Genomic DNA, 18,695 nt, shown 5'->3' with positions numbered 1-18,695 from the left:
TCCGCGGCCGCCGGCCACATCAGGGACCAGCCCTGATTCACGGAACCGGGGTCATCCCTGATGAACAACTCGCCGGGACGTGTGACGATCGGATGGTGAGTGCACGGATTGAGCCGATGCGCCGTCGACGCACCGGCCGGGTGGTCGCGGGCGTCGCGAGCGGGTTGGCTGACCACCTGGGCGCACCGGTCTTCTGGGTGCGCGCGGTCTTCGCCGTGTCCGCCGCACTGAGCGGCGTCGGGATCATCGCCTACGCGTTGCTGTGGATGTTCGTCCCGCAGTCGACGGTGACGGAACCGGAGACCGACAAGGACCGCAAGGAGTGGCAGCAGGCCGTCGGCATGGCCGCAGTCGGCATCGGCGTCGCGGTGTTCACCGGGCTGCTCAACGGGACGTGGAGCGGCTGGGTCACCGGTCCGATCGTCGTGGCACTCGTGGGCGCCGCGGTCGTGTGGCGCGAGGCGGACGAGGCACAGCGGCGCCGCTGGAAGGACGGGGCGTTCGCGCAGGGGAAGACGGGGATCGTGCGGACGGTGGCGGGAGGCGCGCTGGTCGTGGCGGGTGTCGCCGCGTTCCTCGTGGTGAACGACTCCGTGCAGAACCTCTCGACCGTCGTGCTCTCCGTGGTCGCCACGCTGGTCGGTGTCGCGGTGCTGACCGTGCCGCTGTGGATGCGGCTGGTGCGCGACCTGGACGCGGAACGCCGTGCGCGCATCCGCACCGAGGAACGCGCCGAGATCGCCGCCCACCTGCACGACTCCGTGCTGCAAACGCTTGCGCTCATTCAGAAGCAGGCCGAGTCGTCCCGTGAGGTCAAGCGCCTCGCCCGCAGCCAGGAACGTGAGCTGCGCAGCTGGCTCTACGGCAGGGAGGTCGGGGAACAGCCGCACTCCATCAGTGTCGCCATCGCCCAGGTGTGCGCGGAGGTCGAGGACGACTTCGCCATCGCCGTCTCCCAGGTCGTGGTCGGTGACTGCGAGCTGGAGGACGGGATGTTCGCGCTCGTCCAAGCCAGCAAGGAGGCCGTGGTCAACGCGGCCAAGCACGCGGGCGTCGCCGAGGTCAGCGTCTACGCCGAGGTCGAGCCGGACAAGGCGACGGTGTTCGTGCGCGACAGGGGCAAGGGCTTCGACCCGGACGCCGTGCCGGAGGACAGGCATGGCCTCGCGGGCAGCATCCGGGGGAGGATGGACCGGCACGGCGGGGAGGTGCGATTGCGCACGGCTCCGGGAGAGGGGACCGAGGTGCAGCTCGAGATGCCGAGGAAGACGGAGGCCAGGACATGAGCGTCAGGGTGTTCCTGGTGGACGACCACGCGTTGTTCCGCGCGGGAGTGCGCGCCGAGCTCGACACCATCACCGACGAGGTGGAGGTGATCGGCGAGGCGGGCAGCGTCGGCGAGGCGGTGGCGGGGATCGCGCACCACAAGCCGGACGTCGTGCTGTTGGACGTGCACATGCCCGACGGTGGCGGCGCCGAGGTGCTGCGGCAGATCCGCACCAAGATCCCAGAGGTCACGTTCCTGGCTCTGTCGGTCTCCGACGCGGCGGAGGACGTCATCAACGTGATCCGCGCCGGTGCGCGTGGCTACGTCACCAAGACGATCTCCAGTCAGGAGCTGGTCAGGGCCGTCGTCCGGGTCAGCGAGGGTGACGCGGTGTTCTCACCGCGTCTCGCGGGGTTCGTGCTGGACGCGTTCGCGGACCGGCCGGGTGCCGCGCCGATCAGCGACCCCGAGCTCGACCTGCTGACGCCGCGCGAACGCGACGTCCTGCGGCTGCTCGCGCGTGGATACGCTTACAAGGAGATCGCGTCCGAGCTGTTCATCAGCGTGAAGACGGTGGAGACGCACGTGTCGAGCGTCCTGCGGAAGACCCAGCTCTCCAACCGGTACGAGCTCTCCCGCTGGGCCACTGATCGCAGACTGGTCTGAGAATTTGATCAAAAGGGTCGCCCGCGGCGCCACCGAGGTGCTGGCGCCGTGGGTCTGGGTGATTTTGCTGCCGTTCGCCGTGGCGGCGGCGTCTGGGAACAAGTCGACATGCTTTTCGTCGACTTGTTCCCAGACCTCAATTTTGGAGGGATTCAGCGCAGAGAACTTGTGGATGACGTTGCTGTGGGGGCTCGTGGTCGCCGTGACGGCGTCCGTCATCCCGATGGCCGTCATTGTCCGTGGCGCGCGCAAGGGCAAGTGGGACGGCCACCACGTCACGAACCGCGAGGGCAGGCTCGTCCCGCTCGTCACGGCCGGTGCGTCTCTGGCCGCAGGCACGGTGATCATGGTCCTGGGCGACGCGCCGCGGACCATGCTCGCGCTGGCGGGCAGCATGTTCGCGTCGCTGATCGTCAGCATGGCGATCACGTTCGGGCTGAAGTGGAAGATCTCGCTGCACGCCGGGGTCGCATGGGCAGCCGTGGTGACGCTGGCGATCGTCTACGGGCCGTGGCTGCTGCTCATCGCACTGCCCGCGGCGCTCGTGGCGTGGTCGCGGGTCGAGCTCGGTGACCACACGACGGCGCAGGTGCTGGCGGGGACGGCGATGGGCGTGATCGTGGGCGGCGGCAGCTTCTGGCTGCTCAGCTCATCCTGGTAGTGCTGACGATCTTCATCTGGTTGTTCACGTTGCCGACCTCGATCTCGTAGATGCCACGCAACTGCTCGCCCTTTTCCGTCCTCATCACGAGCTCGACGGTGACGACCCAGTTGGCACCGTGCGACCGCACGGGCACGCGCGCGTCGTTGCACTTGACCTCGGTGTAGCCCTTCCACCGGGCGACGTACTTGTCCACCGGCTCGCTCGCGCGTTCGTAGAGGTTCCGCCAGGCCTCTTCAGGGTTGTGGGGCAGCTGGCCGTAGTGCTCGCTGACGAACGCGCTCGCCTCGCCAGCCGAGTAGTAGCGGACCTCTTGCTTCTGCGGGAACTCCGCCTGGTTGGTCGGGGAACCGCCGCCGGTGCCGTTCCAGTACGCGGCGGCCGCGCCACCGCCGATGGCCAGCAGCGCGATGACCGACAGGATCACCAGGATCCGGCGGTTCGGCGCCTTGAGCTTCCGGGGTTCGGGCACTGGCACGGGCAACGGCTGGGACGGCTGCGGCTCGGCGGCCAGCAGGTCCGCGGCCTCCTGAGCCGTCGGCCGTTCCTTCGGGTCCTGCGCGAGCAGGCGCATGAGCAACGGGGTCAGCTCTCCCGCGCTCTTGGGATCGCGGAGCTGCCCGCTGGCGGCCCGGTAGATGAGGCCGAAGCTGTTGTCGCTGGGCCCGAAGACCGACTCGCCCTCGATGGCGGTGTAGATCGTGGCGCCGAGGGAGAACACGTCGGAGGCCTCGTCGGGCTGCTCGCCGCGCGCCACCTCGGGTGCGAGGTAGGCGGGGGTGCCCGAGATCATGCCGGTCTCGGTCAGCGTGCCGTCACCCGTGGACTTGGCGATGCCGAAGTCGGTGATCTTGACCGTGCCGTCGTGGCCGATCAGGATGTTGCCGGGCTTGATGTCGCGGTGGACGATGCCCGCCGTGTGCGCCGCGGCCAACGCCGACGCGACTTTGGCTCCGATGCTCGCGGCCTGGGCCGGCTTCATCGGCCCCCGCTCGGCGATGAGCGCCGAGAGGCTGTGCGACGGCAGGTACTCCATGACGATCCACGGCTCTTCGTCGTCGCTGCCGACGACGTCGAACACGGCGATCGCGTGCGGGTGGTGCAGCCGGGCGGCGTTGCGCGCCTCGCGCATCGCCCGCTGGTGGTCTCCGGTGATGAGCTGCTTGACCGCGACCTCGCGTGCCAGCACCTCGTCCCGAGCCCGCCAGACCACCCCCATCGCACCGCTGCCGATGCGCTCGAGCAGCGTGTAGCGGCCCCCGATGGTGGTTGTCACACCACGAGACTAATCAATCACGGAGACCGGCTTTCGCCGTTCCTGGCGGCGAGGTGGCACGGCATCGAGTTTTAAAGTACCTTGCAACTATGTCCATTGCTGCTGAGATCAACTTCAGCGAGCTGTCCAACAAGCCCGCTGAATCGGTGCGCAAGCTGCAGGCGGCGCCGAACCAGACTCTGCTCGTGCACCGTCGCGGTGACGAGGAGGACCTGGTGCTGACCACGGTCAGCCGGGCTGAGGAGGTGCGCGAGGTCGTCTCGTTCACCACCTCGTTGTTCGTCGCGTTGCTGCAGCACAGCAAGGAGGTGAGTGGTTTGATCGCCGATGTCATGCCCACGGTGTTCCCGTGGATGCGCTTCCTGCCGCCCGAGGACAGGGAGTTGTTCGCCGTCGAGATCGTGGAGACTCTCGAAGCCGCGAACTCTCTCGGCACTCCTGCGCCGGTCATACAGCTGATCACGGCGTGGCGGCACACCGCCGAGGTCTGGGCTGATCCGCGGCTGGTCGAGATTCTCACCACGGATCACGGTCTTGATGGTGAGGACTTCGGTGAGGTTCCCGAGCCGGGGGCAACCCCCAGGTGAGCCCTCGGAGGAACGATCCGGTCGCGCCTCCACCCGTCGAAGGGGAGTGGCAGATCCGCTTCAGCAACAACGATGCCGCGAAGGGCTGGCAGGAGCTGGAGAACCGCGCCGCGAACAACCTGCGCCGGGCCCGGGACACCATGCGCGCCGATCCGGCGCCTGCCGTGCAAACCAGTAGGCACAAGCAGCTCATGGGTCGCCTGTCGACCGGATCCAATGGTGGGCGGGTTCTGCCGCACTGGCAGATCGAAGTCACAGGTGGTGACCGCGTCTGGTATTTGCTCGACGTTGAGAAGCACACGGTGTGGGTCGACTACGCCGGCGCGCACCCCAAGGCAACCGGGTAGTCCGCAGTTCGTTGTCGCTGCCCACGACGTTGAACACCCCGATCGTCCCGGTGGTCTCCGGTGACGAGCTGCCTCGCGTGCCGGCACCTCGCCCCGCGCCCGTCAGACCACCTCGGCGCCCAGGACTAGTCGATCGTCGAGACGAGCTTCTGCAGCTCCCGGTCGAAGTCGATCCACAGGTCCTCCTCGCCCGGCTGCACGACGTCGTAGGAGCTGTCCAGGAACGCCGCCACGTCCTCGGCGACCGCGCTGAGGATGGCGAACCCGGTCGGTGCGTTCAGCTCGACCAGCACGCGCTCCGGGTCGTCGGACGCGGAGCGGACCAGGATGTCGCCCTCACCGGACGGGGTCAGCAGTCCGTCGGCCAGCAGGTCGCGGGCGAACATCCACTCGACGCGGCCGGAGCCCGTGTGGAAGATGATGGCGACCGCGTACGGGTCCTCGGGGTCGTAGACGAGTTCGGCTTCGACGGGCGCGGGAGCCGCGCCGGGGGCGAGCAACTGAAAAGTCGTCCGGTTGGTGACCTTCAGGTTGTCGTTGTTCATGTCGATGTCCTTCCCAGGCTGGTCTCCATGTCCGCTCACAAAGAGGAGACGGCCAACCGGCTGGATAAGGACGTGATTCGTCTCGGAACCATCCTAACGGGGGAGACGTGCGTCTCACCGTTCAGCGTTTTACCAGGTCGCGTGTCTCGTTTGGTGAGACGTTCTGACCGGCCGGGACCGGCCGCCTCCGGGTCAGCGCGACGCCCAGGAGCACCACGAGCATGCCGGCGACGACCCTCGCGTTGAGTTGCTCCCCGAGGAAGATCGCTCCGAGGAGTACCGAAACCACCGGCAGCAGGTAGCCGACCGTAGTGGCCGTGGTGGCGCCCTCGTCCGCGATGACGCGGTAGTTGAGGATGAACGCGACCCCGGTGCCGAACACGCCGAGGATCGTCACGGCGACGATGCCGATCCAGTGCAGGTGCACGGGCTGCAGGCCGCCGAACGGCATCGCCAGGACGAGCAGTCCCATCGCGGTGGTCAGCTGCATCGCGGCGAGCTGCGTCGAGCTCGCACCGGTGTTGACCAGGTAGCGGCCGGCGTAGGTGTAGCCGATGGCGTAGCTCGCGGCGCCGACGAGGCACAGCACCGCGCCCCAGCTCGCGATGCTGTTGGCCTGCTGCCACGGCGCGAAGATCAGCAGCACGCCCGCGAAGCCGAGCCCGAGGCCGAGCATGCGGACCAAGTTGCTGACCTTCTCCGTGCCCAGCACGAGGCCGATGGCCAGCGCGAACAGCGGCGTCGTGGAGTTGAGCACGCCGGACACGCCCGAGTCGACGGTCTGGCCGCCGAACGCGAAGAGCGTGAAGGGGATGGCGCTGCCGAACATGGCCACGAAGAGCATGTGTCCCCAGATCCGGCGGTCACGGGGCAGCGTCATCCTCGCCGTGGCGAGCACGGCGAACAGCACGACCGCCCCGAAGAACGTCCGCACGAGCGAGATCTGCAGGGGCGCGAGGCTCCCCAGTGCAAGCTTCATCCACAGGAAGCTGGATCCCCACAGCAGGGCGAGCACGCCCATCCTGATCAACGTTCCGCGTTGGTTCACATGTCAACGATGCGTTCTGCAACCCGTAAATACAATTTAATTGTTGTGTAGAACCTTTAAGCAACGCTGTAAGGTTGAGGGATGTTGGACGTGCGACGCATGCAGGTGCTCAGGGCGGTCGTGACCACGGGTTCCATCACCGCGGCCGCGACGAACCTCGGCTACACCCCGTCCGCCATCTCGCAGCAGGTCGCGGGCCTGGAGAAGCAGGCAGGCATGCCGCTGCTGGAGCGCGTCGGCAGGGGCATCCGGCCCACCGCGGCCGGCCGGCTCCTCACCGAGCACGCCGGCCGCTCTCCGAGCAACTCGCCGAGGCAGAGAGTGCCCTGACAGCCTTGCGCAACGGCTGCGCCGGGACCTGCGCGTCCGCTACTTCGCCACGGCCGGCGCGGCCCTCGTCCCACCCGCGGTGGCGACGTTCAAGGCCGAGCGTGCGGGTGTCGAGCTGGACCTGAAGCTCACCGAGCCGACCGACCCCTTCGAGGAGCTCGCCGCGGGCCGCGCGGACGTGGCGATCACCGTCCTGGAGCCCGCGGAGCCAGCCCCCGAGGGCATGGTCGCGCGGCACCTGCTCGCCGACCCGTTCTACGCGGTGCTGCCGCGTGGCCACGCGTTGGCCCGCAAGCGCGTGATCGACCTGGGTGAGCTGGCCGACGAGCCGTGGATCAACGCGGACTGCGGTGCCACGGGACCGTGCAAGGACCTCGTGACGAACGCGTGCGCGGGTGCGGGATTCGCCCCGCAGGTCGTCGTGGAAAGCGACGACTACGCGACCGCGCAGGGATTCGTGGCCGCCGGGCTCGGCGTCACCATCATTCCGCGGCTCGGTCTGGGATATGCGCATCCGGGTGTCGTTCTGCGCAAGCTGCGCAATCCCGAACCGGTGCGGCACATTCACGTCGTGTACCGCGAGGACGCCGCGTGGAATCCAGCCGTGGTGGCTTTGGCGGAAGCGCTGGAGAAGGCCGCGCGGGCCTCCTGACCAGCGCAGTTCGAATCAGGCTGCTATGCCCCGTTGCCGAACGGCTTGTCGTAGCTCAGCAGGAAGTTCGGCGAGCGCCACTCCAGCGAGACCTGGCGCTGGATGGTCGACTTCGTCCCGTCCTTCTTCGTGACGTCCAGCGTGACCACGAAGTAGTAGGGCTGCCGCTCCTCGACGCTGCTGACCTCGACCTGCTTGACGGTGCCCCAGAAGGTCTTGAAACCGTCGAGCCCGCCGGGGTACTGGCCCTGGAAGTTGGCGTTGCCCATCTGCCACGCGTCGTCAGGCTTGCTGGGCGCCGTCTGGAAGTACTCCTCCAGCAGGCCCTTCTTGTCGCCGTCGGTGGGAGTGTCGGTCCACTGCCCCGCCTTGCCGGACGACTTGGACGGCGTGGACGGCTGCGTGCTGCCCTGGGTCTGCTGGGTCTGCGTGTTGCCGCCCGCGCTGTTGTCCGAGCCGCCGCGGTCGTTGTTGTTCGAGATCATGCTCGCGAACATGATGCCGATCACCGCCGCCGCCACGATGGCGAGCGCGGTGTACATGGTCGACTTCTTGCTCTTCGACGACAACGGCTGCGAGGCCGGCTTCGGACGCTGCGAGTACTGGGGTGCGGCTGCCGGACGGTGGTTCGACGGCGGCTGCTGCGTGGGCACGGGACGCGGAGGCGTGTGCAGGTCCACGCGCGTGGCCGACGGAGGCGCTGCCTGCTGGGGCGTCATGGCCCGCGTGGCGGCCTGCTGCTGCGGCTGCTTCTGGACGGGGGGCACCGCGCCACGACGGCGGGTGCGTCGGCGCCGACCACGGCCGGGGTGAATGCGGGGGCGGCCTGGCCGTTCGCGACTGCGGCGAGCGCGTCGCGGGCCTCGGCCATGGTCGGGCGGTCTTCCGGCTCGGCGCGCAGCAGACGCATCAGCAGCGCGGTCATCGGGCCCGCGTTGCGCGGCGGGTCGACCTTGCCGGACGCGACCTTGTGCAGCAGCGCGATGGTGTTCTCGCTCAGGCCGAACGGCGGCTGGCCCTCGATCGCGGCGTACAGCGTCGAGCCGAGGGAGAACACGTCGGACGGCGAGCCGGGGTCATAGCCCTTGGCGACCTCGGGCGCGAGGTAGGCGGGGGTGCCCGCCAGCATGCCCGTCGCGGTGACGGTGACGTCACCGGTCGCACGGGAGATGCCGAAGTCGGTGATCTTGACGGTGCCGTCGTCGCCGAGCAGCACGTTGCCGGGCTTGATGTCACGGTGCACGATGCCCGCGTTGTGCGCGGCGGCGAGCGCAGAGGCGACCTGCATGCCGATCGACGCCACATCGCGCGGCGGAAGCGTGCCGCGTTCGGAAAGCACAGCGGAAAGGCTCTTGGACGGCAGGTACTCCATGATGAGCCACGGCTGGCTGTCGTCCTCGGCCACGTCGTAGACAGCGACGGCGTGCGGGTGCTGCAGGCGCGCGGCGATGCGGCCCTCGCGCATGGCACGTCTCTTCGCCTCGTCCGTGTCGGCTTCGGCGAGTCCGGGCTGCAGGAGCAGTTGCTTGACCGCGACTGTGCGGTGCAAACGTTCGTCGTGTGCGGTCCAGACGACGCCCATGGCGCCACTACCGATCCGCTGGCTCAATCGGTAGCGACCAGCGACCAATCGGCCATCGTCGGTCACAGTTGCTCCCCGCTGTGCGGTCACTTGCTCTCTGTTCAACGGCTGATCACACCACCGGGTTCAGTTCACCCCAACGGTGCGGGTACCCACCTTACGAGATTTCTACGGCGTAACAGCGCTTAGCCCTACGGACCTGATGCAGGGACAGAACTGGCCGGAAGCGAACTCGACGGCGTTACTGCCGAGGTCGTCGGCCTCACACTGCTCACGCTGCTCGGCGTGCTAGGTGGGGTCGTAGTTGTAGTCGTCTTTGGTGCAGACGTCGTTTCGCGTGTTGTGGTTGCCTCGGGCGTGGTGGTGGTCACCTCTGGCGTCGTGGTTTCCGTGGTCGGGGTCACCGTCGATGAGGAGGACACCGGCGGCGCCGACGGGTTCTCGCTCTGCTTGTTGAACACGCCGAGCGCGACCATCAAACCACCGATGACCAGCAACAACGCCAGAACCACCGCAGCGATCATCAGCGGCCTGTTGTCCTGTTGCCTGCTCGCGGGCGCCATCGGCGGCGCAGTGCGGGCAGGCACGGTGGTCCTCGCCACCGGACGAACCACGCGGGTGCGGTCGGGCTCCACGATCGCCGTCGGCTCGGGTCCGGCAGGTACTGCCAAGCCCGTGAACGACGGAGACTTCCCGTGAGCGACCGCGTTGAGGATGTCGCGGGCCTGCGCCATGGTCGGCCGGTCGTCCGGCTCGAAGTTCAGAAGGTACAGCAGCGTGTCGGCGAGCGGGTGGTCGACGGTCGGCGGGTTGATCCGGCCGGCCGCGACGGCATGCAGGACACCGAGAGTGTTCTCGCTCACTCCGTAGGGCGGTTCGCCCTCCATCGCGGCGAACAGCGTCGAACCGAGCGAGTAGACGTCGGAGGCCGGCGTCGGGTCCTGGCCCCGCGCGATCTCCGGCGCGAGGTACGCGGGCGTGCCGGCGATCAGGCCGGTCTTGGTGACCGTGATGTCGTCGCTGGCGCGCGAGATGCCGAAGTCGGTGATCTTGACGACGCCGTTCTCGGCGATCAGCACGTTGCCGGGCTTGACGTCGCGGTGCACGATCCCCGCCGCGTGCGCCGCGGCCAGTGCCGCCGCGCACTGGGTGCCGATGCTGGCGACCTCGACCGGGTCCATCGGCCCGCCCTCTGCGAGCGCGTCCGCGAGGCTGTACGACGGCAGGTACTCCATGACCAGGCACGGGACGCCGTCTTCCTCGACGACGTCGTACACGGCGATGGCGTTCGGGTGGTGCAGCTTGGCGGCGATGCGGCCCTCGCGCATGGCGCGCTGGATGGCCTCGTCCTGCTCGGCCTCGTCCAGTCCTGGCGCCAGCAGCAGCTGCTTGATCGCCACCTCGCGGCCGAGGCGTTCGTCGTGGGCACGCCAGACGATGCCCATCGCACCGGAGCCGATGCGGTCGAGGAAGCGGTAGCGGTCGGCGATCAGGCGGCCGTCCGAGGTGTCGGACGTCGTCACAAGACCACCCTGGCGGTGCTCCAGAGCAAAAACCGGTCGCGCAGCGACAGTGACTTCCGGTCGCGCGGCGATTGGGAGACCGCGGCTGCGGCAGCAGGTCCCACGCTCGTGCTCCTCGTGCGGTAGTCAGCGGTCGTCCGGAATGCCCGCACAGGGTACCTGTCGTGGGCCGCCGCTGAGCTACCCGTCGTACGTCAGTTCGCCGGGCTGAAGAAGTCGAAGCTGCCGACGGTGTCGCCCACGGTGTTCAGGACGGGGTCGAGGATGCCGAGGTCCACGCTGACGTCGACCGGGTTGGACGGCGTGGGCAGCGGGTTCGAGCTGGGCGGGGTGCTCTTGCTCGGCGGGGTGGCCGCGGACGAACTTGGCGGCGGGGGCGTCGTCGCTCGACGGCGGCGTGCTCGGCTGGCTGGTCGACGTGGACGACGACGGCGTGCTCGCGGGCGGCGGCGTCTCCGAAGAGGGCTGCTGCGTCGGCTGCTGGTCTGCTGCGTCGGGCGCTGCTGCTGGGTCTGGACGTAGGGGGCGACGCGCGTCGTCGGGTCGGCCTGCTCCGTCTCTGCCTGCGGGGTCTCCGTCGAGTCGGACTGCTGCGGCTTGTTCGACGGCAGCTTCACGACGCCCTCGGTGCCGGCACTCGCGCCACGGGCCTGGGCGCGCTCGTCGAACCGCACCTCGGCGAGCGGGCGCTCGTCCGGCGAGGACAGCCACGAGGAGGCGGCGAACGCCACGGAACCGCAGAGCACCACGCCACCGCTGGCCGCGACGGCCAGCTTGCCGACGGTGAACCCGCCGCGCTGCGTGTCGTCGGCCTTGCCCTCACGGCGCAGCAGCTCCGTGATGTGCAGCTCCTTCATGGGCTGCTTCTTGGGCTTGCTGCCCGGCGCCTTGACCGCCTTGAACTTGATCGTCGGCTCGAAGTCCTCTGGGGTGATGTCGTCGGTGATCACCGGGATCTCGACGGTCTCCGCCTCGCGGCGGGCGATCAGCTCGGCGACGGACAGCTGGCCGGTCGACTCGGCCGCACCGTTCAGCCGCCGACGATGGTCCTCAATCGACACCGCTCGTTCACCCTTCCAAGTTCGCGTTCGCGCACTGGCGGGAACATGGATACCGAATCGTGACCCGAGATGTAACCCCTTCGGGGGAATTTTCACGATCGGAACTAGGTTTTCGCGACGAGCGGTCACCGTTCGACTGCGAACGGCGATCCCAGTTGGGTGCGGCTTAACTCCGTTGCGCCGAAAGGACCTCGGTGCCGATGATCCGCGGCTGGGTCGTGTCGGTGAGCCAGAAGAGTTGTTCGATGCGCAGCCAGCTGCCGTTGAGCTCCTGCATCGACACCACCGCGAGCACCGATCCGTCCGGCCGCACGGACGTCTGGTCGACGTTCACCATCTTGATCGTTCCCCAGGCCTCGACGAACTCCTTGGGGTTCGCGCCGACCAGGTCCGGTGACAGCAGCTTGGCGGCCGAGTTCGGCTTGGTCGTGAGCAGCTCGTAGAACCGTTTCACCACGTCCACCTGCGGCTGCGGTCCGACCGAGACCTCCGGCGTTGTCGGTTCCGGCGCCTCCAGCAGCAGGGCTGACGGTTGCGGCATCGGGGTGTCGGCGGTGTCCTGCAGCGGCGTGCGCTCGTTCGGCAGCTGGGCGGACAGGACGTCGGGACGCAGCGCGCTCGAGCCGGACAGCGCGACGGGACGTTCGGAGACCGGGACACCGGTGTTCGCCGGGCGCTTGCCCGCGAGGATCGCCGCGCCCGCGACGGACGAGACCAGCACGATCGCGCCGGTCAGCAGGCCGGCGACCTTGGCGGCGCGGCTCTTCCTGGTGCGGCGACGGCGGCCGGGGACGACAGGGATCACCGCCGTCGTCGCGGTCATGTTCCCGGTCGGGCCGAGCAGCGATGTGACGAGGGCGTCGGCCGCGGCTTCCTCGCTCGACGGGATGCGCATCGGGCTCGGCTGCTGCTTGATCAGCTCTGCCACGCTGATCGAGCCGGCGCGGGTGTGCCTCCGCCCGGTCGTCGCGGGACGCTGCACTGGCCTGGTCCTCCGTACTGTCCGTGGTCACCAGAAGACGTACCGTGGCCTCACGCGACAACGCCAGCATCTGGGTCGACTTCAGTCGATCGTGGCGTTTAGTGGTGCTCGGGATTCGCTCGATGGTGCTACTTACTACGGTCGGTAACTCGGGCCGCGACCTTTAGCCGCTTCAGCCGCCGAGCTTCAACCGTTCACCGTTGATCAGCGGTAGATCGCTGAGCGTGAAGCTGAGCTCGCGCTTCTCCGTGCTGACCGAGCCGTCCTTCTTCGTCACCTGCAGCAGGCTGACGGTGAGGCCCTGGCTCGGGTCGACCGCGATCTCCTTCACCTCGATCAGCGAGATGTCGGCGAGCCTGCCTTCGAGCAGCGCGTCGGCGTTCGAGCGCACGGTGTCGGTGGTCATGGCGAGCGCGGTGTCCGCGTTCGCCACCATTTCGCGGTAGAAGTTCTCGGTCCGCTGGGCGATCTCGGTGCCGTCGACGACCGGCGCCTGGGAGGCCGGGACCGTCGTGATCACGGGCGGGGCGGTCCCCGAAGGCATGGTGTTCGTCTCGGAACCCTGACCGCTGCCGCCCGGTGCGCTGGAGCCGGTGCCAGGAACCGGGGCGCCCCGGCCCGTGTTCGCGACCAACGGCTTGGTGGCGGTGACCGAGGGGGTCGTGCTGCCGGTGGGCAGCGCGGAGATGATCGGCACGTCCGACGGGTAACCGGGCAGGCCGACCGTTTCCACCGCACCGCCACCGCCGACGAGCTTGGCCGCGGCGACGCTCAGCCCGACCAGCACGAGCACCGACGAGACGACGGCGAACCAGGCCGCGCGCTTCCACGTGCGCGGAGGTGTGACCGAGGCGGGCACCAGGCCGATGTTGAACTTCCGCAGTCCGTCGGTGTCCTGCAGCGGGTCGATCTGGCGGCCGCGGGGCAGCGGGATGCGGTCGCCACCGACGACGGGACGCGGCGCGACACCGTCGTCGATACGATGTTTGCCCGGCAGTTCGTCCATCCCGACACCCCTCTGCGACGCAATCAGCGTAGGGCCGTTCAGACGTACCGAACCAGCCAAAAGAGGGGTTTCAGGACGAGTGACACTCGTTTGTGTGAACTTCCTACCTCGGCGGCAGTTGGGCTTGACCGCTGTTCAACTGCTTGTGCGTCTTCTGCACGCCGTTGATGGCGACCAGACCGCTGCCGCCCGCGATCAGCGCGCCGATCACGTCGGCACCGAGCGAGTCGCCGTTGGTGATCAGCAGGCCGATCGCCGCGCCCGCGGTCGCGATGATGGCGGTCTTCCAGCGGGTGCGGACGAACTGCGAGACAGGAGCGCCGGCCAGGCCCTTCTTGTTCGCAGCCGAACCGAGCATGGCCAGGTATGCGTCATGCGCCAAGGCGGCGAGCAGGCCTGCGATGGCGATCAGTGCGGCGATGATGCCCATGCGTCCAGTGTGCCTCCAGAATTTTTGGGTGGACCATCCGTGATCGCCCTGATATCCGGTTCGGGTGGACATGTTCTGGCACGACGACTGTCTCGAGCACGACGCCGGCGAGGGCCTGTGGGAGCTGCCGGGCTCCTGGCCGTGGCTGGACGTCGCCGAACCGCACCCCGAGAACGCCGCGCGGTTGCGCACGTTCCGGCACGCGCTGACGCACGGCCCAGTGGCGCCGCACTTGAAGTGGCACGAGGGACGGCACGCGTCCGTTGACGAGCTTCTGCGCGTGCACTCGGCTTCGCACTTGGACTCGTTGCGCGTGTCGACGCGTGTGGCGCTGGAAGTGAACACGGTCGTTGGGCCGGAGACGTGGCGTGCGGTGTGTGCGGCGGCGGGAACGTCGCTGATGGCGCTGGAATCCGGCGCACCGCTCGCATACGCCCTGGTGCGGCCGCCTGGGCACCACGCGCAGCCGGACATGGCGGACGGCTACTGCTTCGTGAACAACGCGGCGCTGGTGGCGGAGACCGCGCGGCGGCAGGGGATGAAGGTCGCGGTCCTGGACTGGGACGTGCATCACGGCAACGGCACGCAGGAGGTGTTCTACAACCGTCCGGACGTGCTGACCATCTCGGTGCACATGCGGCACGGCTCGTGGGGGACGAACCACCCGCAGACAGGTGCGCCCTCCGAGGTGGGCGCCAACGGGCGGAACGTGAACATCGAACTGTCTTTGGGTGCGGGCGACACGGCGTACTTGCGCGCGCTCGATGAGATCGCTTTCCCGCTGCTGAGTGAGTTCGCGCCGGACCTGCTGGTGTGCGCGTCCGGGTTCGACGGGTCGGCGTTCGACCCCAACGGCCGGCACAACCTCACGGCCGCCGGCTACCGCGAGATCGGGCGGCGGGTGGCGGCGTTCGGGACGCGGGCGGTGCTCACCCAGGAGGGCGGCTACCTGCGGGGGTACGCCGCGTTGTGCCTGCACGCGCTGGTGGAGGGCCTGCTGCGGCTGCCGGAGCCGTTGCTCGAGGATCCGCTGGCCTACGTGCCGGACGACTCCCAGCTCGTGGACGCGGACTTCGAGCACGTTCTCGCGGCCCTGAAGCCTTATTGGCCCGGCGTGCTGTGACGCCGGGCCGGGGCTTCTCTACCTGCCGAGCGGGCCGCGGCCCATCTTCAGCAGGACCATGGCGAGGTCCTTGCCCTCCGGGCCGAGCGGCCGGTAGCGGTTGAGGACGTCGATCTCGCGGTTGTGCACGATCTTCGTCCCGCCCGCCGCCATCCTGGCCGCGCCGATGACCTTGGACACTTCGACGCGGCGCTGCACGAGGCGCAGAATCTCCGCGTCCAGGTGGTCGATCTCCTGGCGCAGCTCGTTGATGTCAGGTTCGGTGGTGGTGTCCATCGTTGACGACCTCTCGACTCTTCGAGTCCTGGCCCGGAAGCGAACGAAGCCCCGGGGTCCGAGGACTCCGGGGCTTCGTGGTGGCTTGTTCAGCGCTAGACGACCACGGGAGCCGGAGTCCGGATCCCGTAGAAAAACTCGAAGAACGTCGCGCGCACAGATCTAGTGTGCCACAGGAAGCCGACTTGAGTTGCAACCGTCACGGAGTACTCTCCCGCCCGTCTCAGAGAGCGACCGTCGGGGATCGCTCAGAGAGCGACCGTCGGGATCACCATGAAACGCGTACTGAGTGCAATAACTGCCGTCCTGCTGTCAGCCTCCGCCGTTCCCGCCACCGCGGCGGAGTCCGGCTGGGCGAGCGTCGAGATGACGCCGGCCGAAGGGTGGAAGGTCCTGGAGTCCGGCTACTGGTACATGCGAGGTGGCTGGCCGGGCACCGTCGACATCAACATCACCAACCGGTCCAACCACGATGCGGGCGACCTGTACGTCCGCCTCTCGTTCCCGCCGGACAAGCTCGAGGTCACCGGCTACGAGGGCGACTACTGGACGTGCTGGGACGTCGTGGGGCATCCCGGCTACGAGGGCGTTCACTGCACGACGGACGGTTTCCTCGCCGTGCCGGACGAGGCGTTTCCGACGCTCAAAATCCACACCAAGGGGCGTGAGCACCACACCGACACCCTCGACGTGTACGCGGAGACGTCCGGCGAGAACGACGTGCACGCGGGAGTTCCGTACCGCATCGATCTGAGCACCTGATCGAACACATGGTCGGGCGGTACCGGATTTGTCGGTGCCGCCCGGTACCGTGGATGGACGATGAGCGCCTTGTTCGACTTGCCCTCAAGTCCCCCCGTTTCCCGCGCGGGCCACCTGCTCGACGACCTGAACCCCGCGCAGCGCCGTGCCGTCGAGCACGCCGGCTCACCCCTGCTCGTGGTGGCGGGCGCCGGCTCCGGCAAGACGCGCGTCCTCACCAGGCGGATCGCGTACCTGCTCGCGGAACGTGACGTGCATCCCGGCCAGATCATGGCCATCACGTTCACGAACAAGGCGGCCGCGGAGATGAAGGAGCGCGTCGCCGACATGGTGGGCGCACGCGCCCGTTCGATGTGGGTGTCGACGTTCCACTCGATGTGCGTCCGCGTCATGCGCCGCGAGGCGAAGACCCTGGGCATGTCGTCGAACTTCTCGATCTACGACAGCGACGACACGCGCCGGCTCATCACGCTCGTCGCCCGCGACCTCGATCTCGACCCGAAGAAGTACGCGGCCCGCACCCTCGCCGTGCACATCTCGAACCTCAAGAACGAGCTCATCGACCCCGAGACCGCCACCGCCCAGGCCACGAACGACCTGGAACGCCGCGTGGCCGAGGTCTACACCGTCTACCAACGGCGCCTGGGCGAGTCGAACTCGCTCGACTTCGACGACCTCATCATGAGGACCGTCGAACTCCTGCAGACGTTCCCGGACGTCGCGGAGCACTACCGCCGCCGCTTCCGCCACGTCCTGGTGGACGAGTACCAGGACACGAACCACGCGCAGTACACCCTGGTGCGCGAACTGGTCGGCAAGGCGGGCGGCGAGATCCCGCCGGCGGAACTGTGCGTGGTGGGCGACGCGGACCAGTCCATCTACGCCTTCCGCGGCGCGACGATCCGCAACATCGTGGAGTTCGAGCGCGACTACCCCGACGCCACCACGATCCTGCTGGAGCAGAACTACCGCTCCACCCAGAACATCCTGACCGCGGCCAACGCGGTGATCTCCCGCAACCCGAACCGCCGCGACAAGACCCTGTGGTCCGACCTGGGCGAGGGCGAGAAGATCGTCGGCTACGTCGCCGACAACGAACACGACGAGGCCGCCTTCGTCGCCAACGAGATCGACCGCCTGGTCGACGGCGGCGAGGTCAACAACTCCGAGATCGCCGTCTTCTACCGCACCAACAACCAGTCGCGAGTCTTCGAGGAGATCTTCATCCGCCTCGGCCTCCCGTACCGAGTGGTCGGCGGCGTCCGCTTCTACGAGCGCCGCGAAGTCCGCGACGCTCTCGCATACCTGCGCACCCTGGCGAACCCGGAAGACACGGTCTCCCTCCGCCGCATCCTGAACGTCCCGAAACGAGGCATCGGCGACCGAGCCGAAGCCTGCGTCTCCGCCTACGCCGAACGCGAGCGCATCAGCTTCGCCGCAGCCCTCCGTGAAGCCGTGGAAGACCGCGTCCCGATGCTGAACCCCCGCTCCCGCAACGCGATCGCGGGCTTCGTGGAACTGATGGACCAGCTCGGCGAGATGGTCGAGCGCGAAGACGACGTCGCCGACATCCTCGAAGCCGTCCTGGAAAGGACCGGCTACCGGTCAGAACTGGAAGCCAGCGAAGACCCCCAGGACCACACAAGGGTCGAAAACCTCAACGAGCTGGTCACCGTCGCCCGCGAGTTCACAGAACTGGAACTCCCAGAAGGCGCCGACCCGGTCCCCTCACTCCCCGCCTTCCTGGAGCGCGTCTCCCTGGTGGCCGACGCCGACTCGATCCCGGACGCCGAGTCCGACGGCGTGGTGACCCTGATGACCATCCACACGGCCAAGGGCCTCGAATACCCGGTCGTCTTCAGCACGGGCTGGGAAGACGGCGTCTTCCCCCACATGCGAGCACTGGGCGACCCAGCCGAACTGGCAGAAGAACGCCGCCTGGCCTACGTGGGCATCACCCGAGCCCAACGCCGCCTGTACCTCTCACGAGCCCTGGTCCGCTCGGCCTGGGGCCAGCCCTCGGCAAACCCGGCCTCCCGCTTCCTGAGCGAAATCCCCCCAGACCTCCTCGACTGGCGCCGAGTGGAACCCTCCCGCTCAGCCCCAGCCGCCGCCACAACGTGGGGCCGCTCAGCCTCAGGCGGCATAGCCTCACGCGGCCTGTCCCGCCCAGCCCCGACCAAGGCGGGCTGGAAGGACGCCCCGGCCATGAAACTGGAAGTGGGCGACCGCGTAACCCACGACAAGTACGGCCTGGGCCGAGTAGTGGCCGTGGACGGCTCGGGCCTGCGAGCCACGGCCACGATCGACTTCGGCGGCTCCGGCACGGTCCGCCTGATGCTGATCGGCAGCGTCCCCATGACCAAGCTCTGACCACACCTCTGCAGGCGGCGAAGGCGTAGCCGAGCAGCCCTCCCCCACGCGATGCCGTAGGCGAGCCACCGCGAAGGCGAAGACATCCCAGTTGCTGGAGATGTCAAGCTGCAGCGTTGTTGATGTTGGTGTGGTGTGCCCAGGCGGTGGTTTCGTTGTAGGTGGTGCGGGTTTTGAGGCAGCCGTGCAGGATGCCGA

At 68.3% G+C, this 18,695-nt stretch carries 19 protein-coding genes and 1 pseudogene; 9 read left to right on the top strand and 11 right to left on the bottom strand.

Annotated features, from left to right (window positions below):
* Positions 1-116 precede the first annotated feature (116 nt).
* The 3 genes from FXN61_RS16235 (at position 117) to FXN61_RS16225 (ending at position 2,594) form a co-directional block, all read left to right on the top strand.
* Positions 117-1,286, top strand: coding sequence for a PspC domain-containing protein (locus FXN61_RS16235; protein ID WP_376770658.1), 1,170 nt, complete (start codon positions 117-119; stop codon positions 1,284-1,286).
* A complete protein-coding gene (locus tag FXN61_RS16230) occupies positions 1,283-1,933 on the top strand; it encodes a response regulator (protein WP_167974768.1) in 651 nt (216 codons plus the stop codon). The genes FXN61_RS16235 and FXN61_RS16230 overlap by 4 nt, the downstream gene beginning before the upstream one ends.
* A gap of 172 nt (positions 1,934-2,105) precedes the next feature.
* The gene (locus FXN61_RS16225; RefSeq protein WP_312877780.1) at positions 2,106-2,594 is read left to right on the top strand and encodes a hypothetical protein; all 489 of its coding nucleotides are present in this window, start codon (positions 2,106-2,108) and stop codon (positions 2,592-2,594) included.
* On the opposite strand, the gene FXN61_RS16220 is transcribed toward FXN61_RS16225, so the two are convergent.
* Positions 2,578-3,870 (bottom strand): serine/threonine-protein kinase, encoded by a 1,293-nt coding sequence (locus FXN61_RS16220; RefSeq protein ID WP_312877779.1) that lies wholly within the window; start codon positions 3,868-3,870, stop codon positions 2,578-2,580. The genes FXN61_RS16225 and FXN61_RS16220 overlap by 17 nt on opposite strands.
* 89 nt (positions 3,871-3,959) lie before the next feature.
* On the opposite strand from FXN61_RS16220, the gene FXN61_RS16215 reads away from it, so the two are divergent.
* Together FXN61_RS16215 and FXN61_RS52185 are read left to right on the top strand one after the other, a co-directional pair.
* Positions 3,960-4,457: a hypothetical protein gene (locus FXN61_RS16215; protein ID WP_167974766.1), complete on the top strand. Its 498-nt coding sequence runs from the start codon at positions 3,960-3,962 to the stop codon at positions 4,455-4,457.
* On the top strand, positions 4,454-4,804 hold the full coding sequence (locus FXN61_RS52185) for a hypothetical protein (RefSeq protein WP_167974764.1): 351 nt from the start codon (positions 4,454-4,456) through the stop codon (positions 4,802-4,804). Before FXN61_RS16215 ends, FXN61_RS52185 begins: the two co-directional genes overlap by 4 nt.
* Positions 4,805-4,929: 125 nt before the next feature.
* On the opposite strand, the gene FXN61_RS16205 is transcribed toward FXN61_RS52185, so the two are convergent.
* A complete protein-coding gene (locus FXN61_RS16205; protein ID WP_167974762.1) occupies positions 4,930-5,349 on the bottom strand; it encodes an SsgA family sporulation/cell division regulator in 420 nt (139 codons plus the stop codon).
* A gap of 121 nt (positions 5,350-5,470) precedes the next feature.
* Complete coding sequence (locus tag FXN61_RS16200) at positions 5,471-6,397, bottom strand: DMT family transporter (RefSeq protein ID WP_312877778.1); 927 nt, start codon at positions 6,395-6,397, stop codon at positions 5,471-5,473.
* An 81-nt stretch (positions 6,398-6,478) separates the two neighbouring features.
* On the opposite strand from FXN61_RS16200, the pseudogene FXN61_RS16195 reads away from it, so the two are divergent.
* A pseudogene (locus tag FXN61_RS16195) lies at positions 6,479-7,379 on the top strand (LysR family transcriptional regulator).
* Between the two features lie 23 nt (positions 7,380-7,402).
* Here the strand turns inward: FXN61_RS16195 and FXN61_RS16190 are convergent.
* From FXN61_RS16190 to FXN61_RS16160, 7 genes are all read right to left on the bottom strand, one after another.
* Positions 7,403-8,146: a hypothetical protein gene (locus FXN61_RS16190; protein WP_167974760.1), complete on the bottom strand. Its 744-nt coding sequence runs from the start codon at positions 8,144-8,146 to the stop codon at positions 7,403-7,405.
* Positions 8,095-8,961 carry a serine/threonine-protein kinase gene (locus FXN61_RS16185; RefSeq protein ID WP_188135118.1) on the bottom strand — a complete coding sequence of 289 codons (867 nt, stop codon included), beginning with the start codon at positions 8,959-8,961 and terminating at the stop codon, positions 8,095-8,097. Before FXN61_RS16185 ends, FXN61_RS16190 begins: the two co-directional genes overlap by 52 nt.
* A 191-nt stretch (positions 8,962-9,152) precedes the next feature.
* Positions 9,153-10,484, bottom strand: a complete 1,332-nt coding sequence (locus FXN61_RS16180; protein ID WP_312877777.1) for a serine/threonine-protein kinase — start codon at positions 10,482-10,484, stop codon at positions 9,153-9,155.
* 194 nt (positions 10,485-10,678) lie between these two features.
* Complete coding sequence (locus FXN61_RS16175; protein ID WP_167974756.1) at positions 10,679-11,545, bottom strand: hypothetical protein; 867 nt, start codon at positions 11,543-11,545, stop codon at positions 10,679-10,681.
* A 166-nt stretch (positions 11,546-11,711) separates the two neighbouring features.
* Positions 11,712-12,527 carry a hypothetical protein gene (locus FXN61_RS16170; protein ID WP_167974754.1) on the bottom strand — a complete coding sequence of 272 codons (816 nt, stop codon included), beginning with the start codon at positions 12,525-12,527 and terminating at the stop codon, positions 11,712-11,714.
* Between the two features lie 172 nt (positions 12,528-12,699).
* Entirely contained in the window at positions 12,700-13,533 is an 834-nt protein-coding gene (locus FXN61_RS16165) for a hypothetical protein (RefSeq protein ID WP_167974752.1), read from the bottom strand.
* A 103-nt stretch (positions 13,534-13,636) separates the two neighbouring features.
* The gene (locus FXN61_RS16160; protein ID WP_167974750.1) at positions 13,637-13,963 is read right to left on the bottom strand and encodes a hypothetical protein; all 327 of its coding nucleotides are present in this window, start codon (positions 13,961-13,963) and stop codon (positions 13,637-13,639) included.
* 70 nt (positions 13,964-14,033) lie between these two features.
* Here FXN61_RS16160 and FXN61_RS16155 point away from each other — a divergent pair, with 70 nt between their 5' ends.
* Entirely contained in the window at positions 14,034-15,086 is a 1,053-nt protein-coding gene (locus FXN61_RS16155; RefSeq protein WP_167974814.1) for an arginase family protein, read from the top strand.
* 18 nt (positions 15,087-15,104) lie between these two features.
* On the opposite strand, the gene FXN61_RS50130 is transcribed toward FXN61_RS16155, so the two are convergent.
* Positions 15,105-15,455 (bottom strand): chorismate mutase, encoded by a 351-nt coding sequence (locus tag FXN61_RS50130; protein WP_281360487.1) that lies wholly within the window; start codon positions 15,453-15,455, stop codon positions 15,105-15,107.
* Between the two features lie 180 nt (positions 15,456-15,635).
* Here FXN61_RS50130 and FXN61_RS16145 point away from each other — a divergent pair, with 180 nt between their 5' ends.
* Both FXN61_RS16145 and pcrA read left to right on the top strand, forming a co-directional pair.
* Positions 15,636-16,124 carry a hypothetical protein gene (locus FXN61_RS16145; protein ID WP_167974748.1) on the top strand — a complete coding sequence of 163 codons (489 nt, stop codon included), beginning with the start codon at positions 15,636-15,638 and terminating at the stop codon, positions 16,122-16,124.
* A 60-nt stretch (positions 16,125-16,184) separates the two neighbouring features.
* Positions 16,185-18,497, top strand: a complete 2,313-nt coding sequence (gene pcrA, locus FXN61_RS16140; protein WP_167974746.1) for a DNA helicase PcrA — start codon at positions 16,185-16,187, stop codon at positions 18,495-18,497.
* Positions 18,498-18,695: the final 198 nt, after the last annotated feature.

The sequence above is a fragment of the Lentzea indica genome (assembly GCF_012184385.1).
In the GTDB taxonomy this organism is placed as follows: Bacteria; Actinomycetota; Actinomycetes; order Mycobacteriales; family Pseudonocardiaceae; genus Lentzea; species Lentzea indica.
Note: the sequence above shows the minus strand (reverse complement) of the source record. Positions and strands in the feature narration are given on the sequence as shown.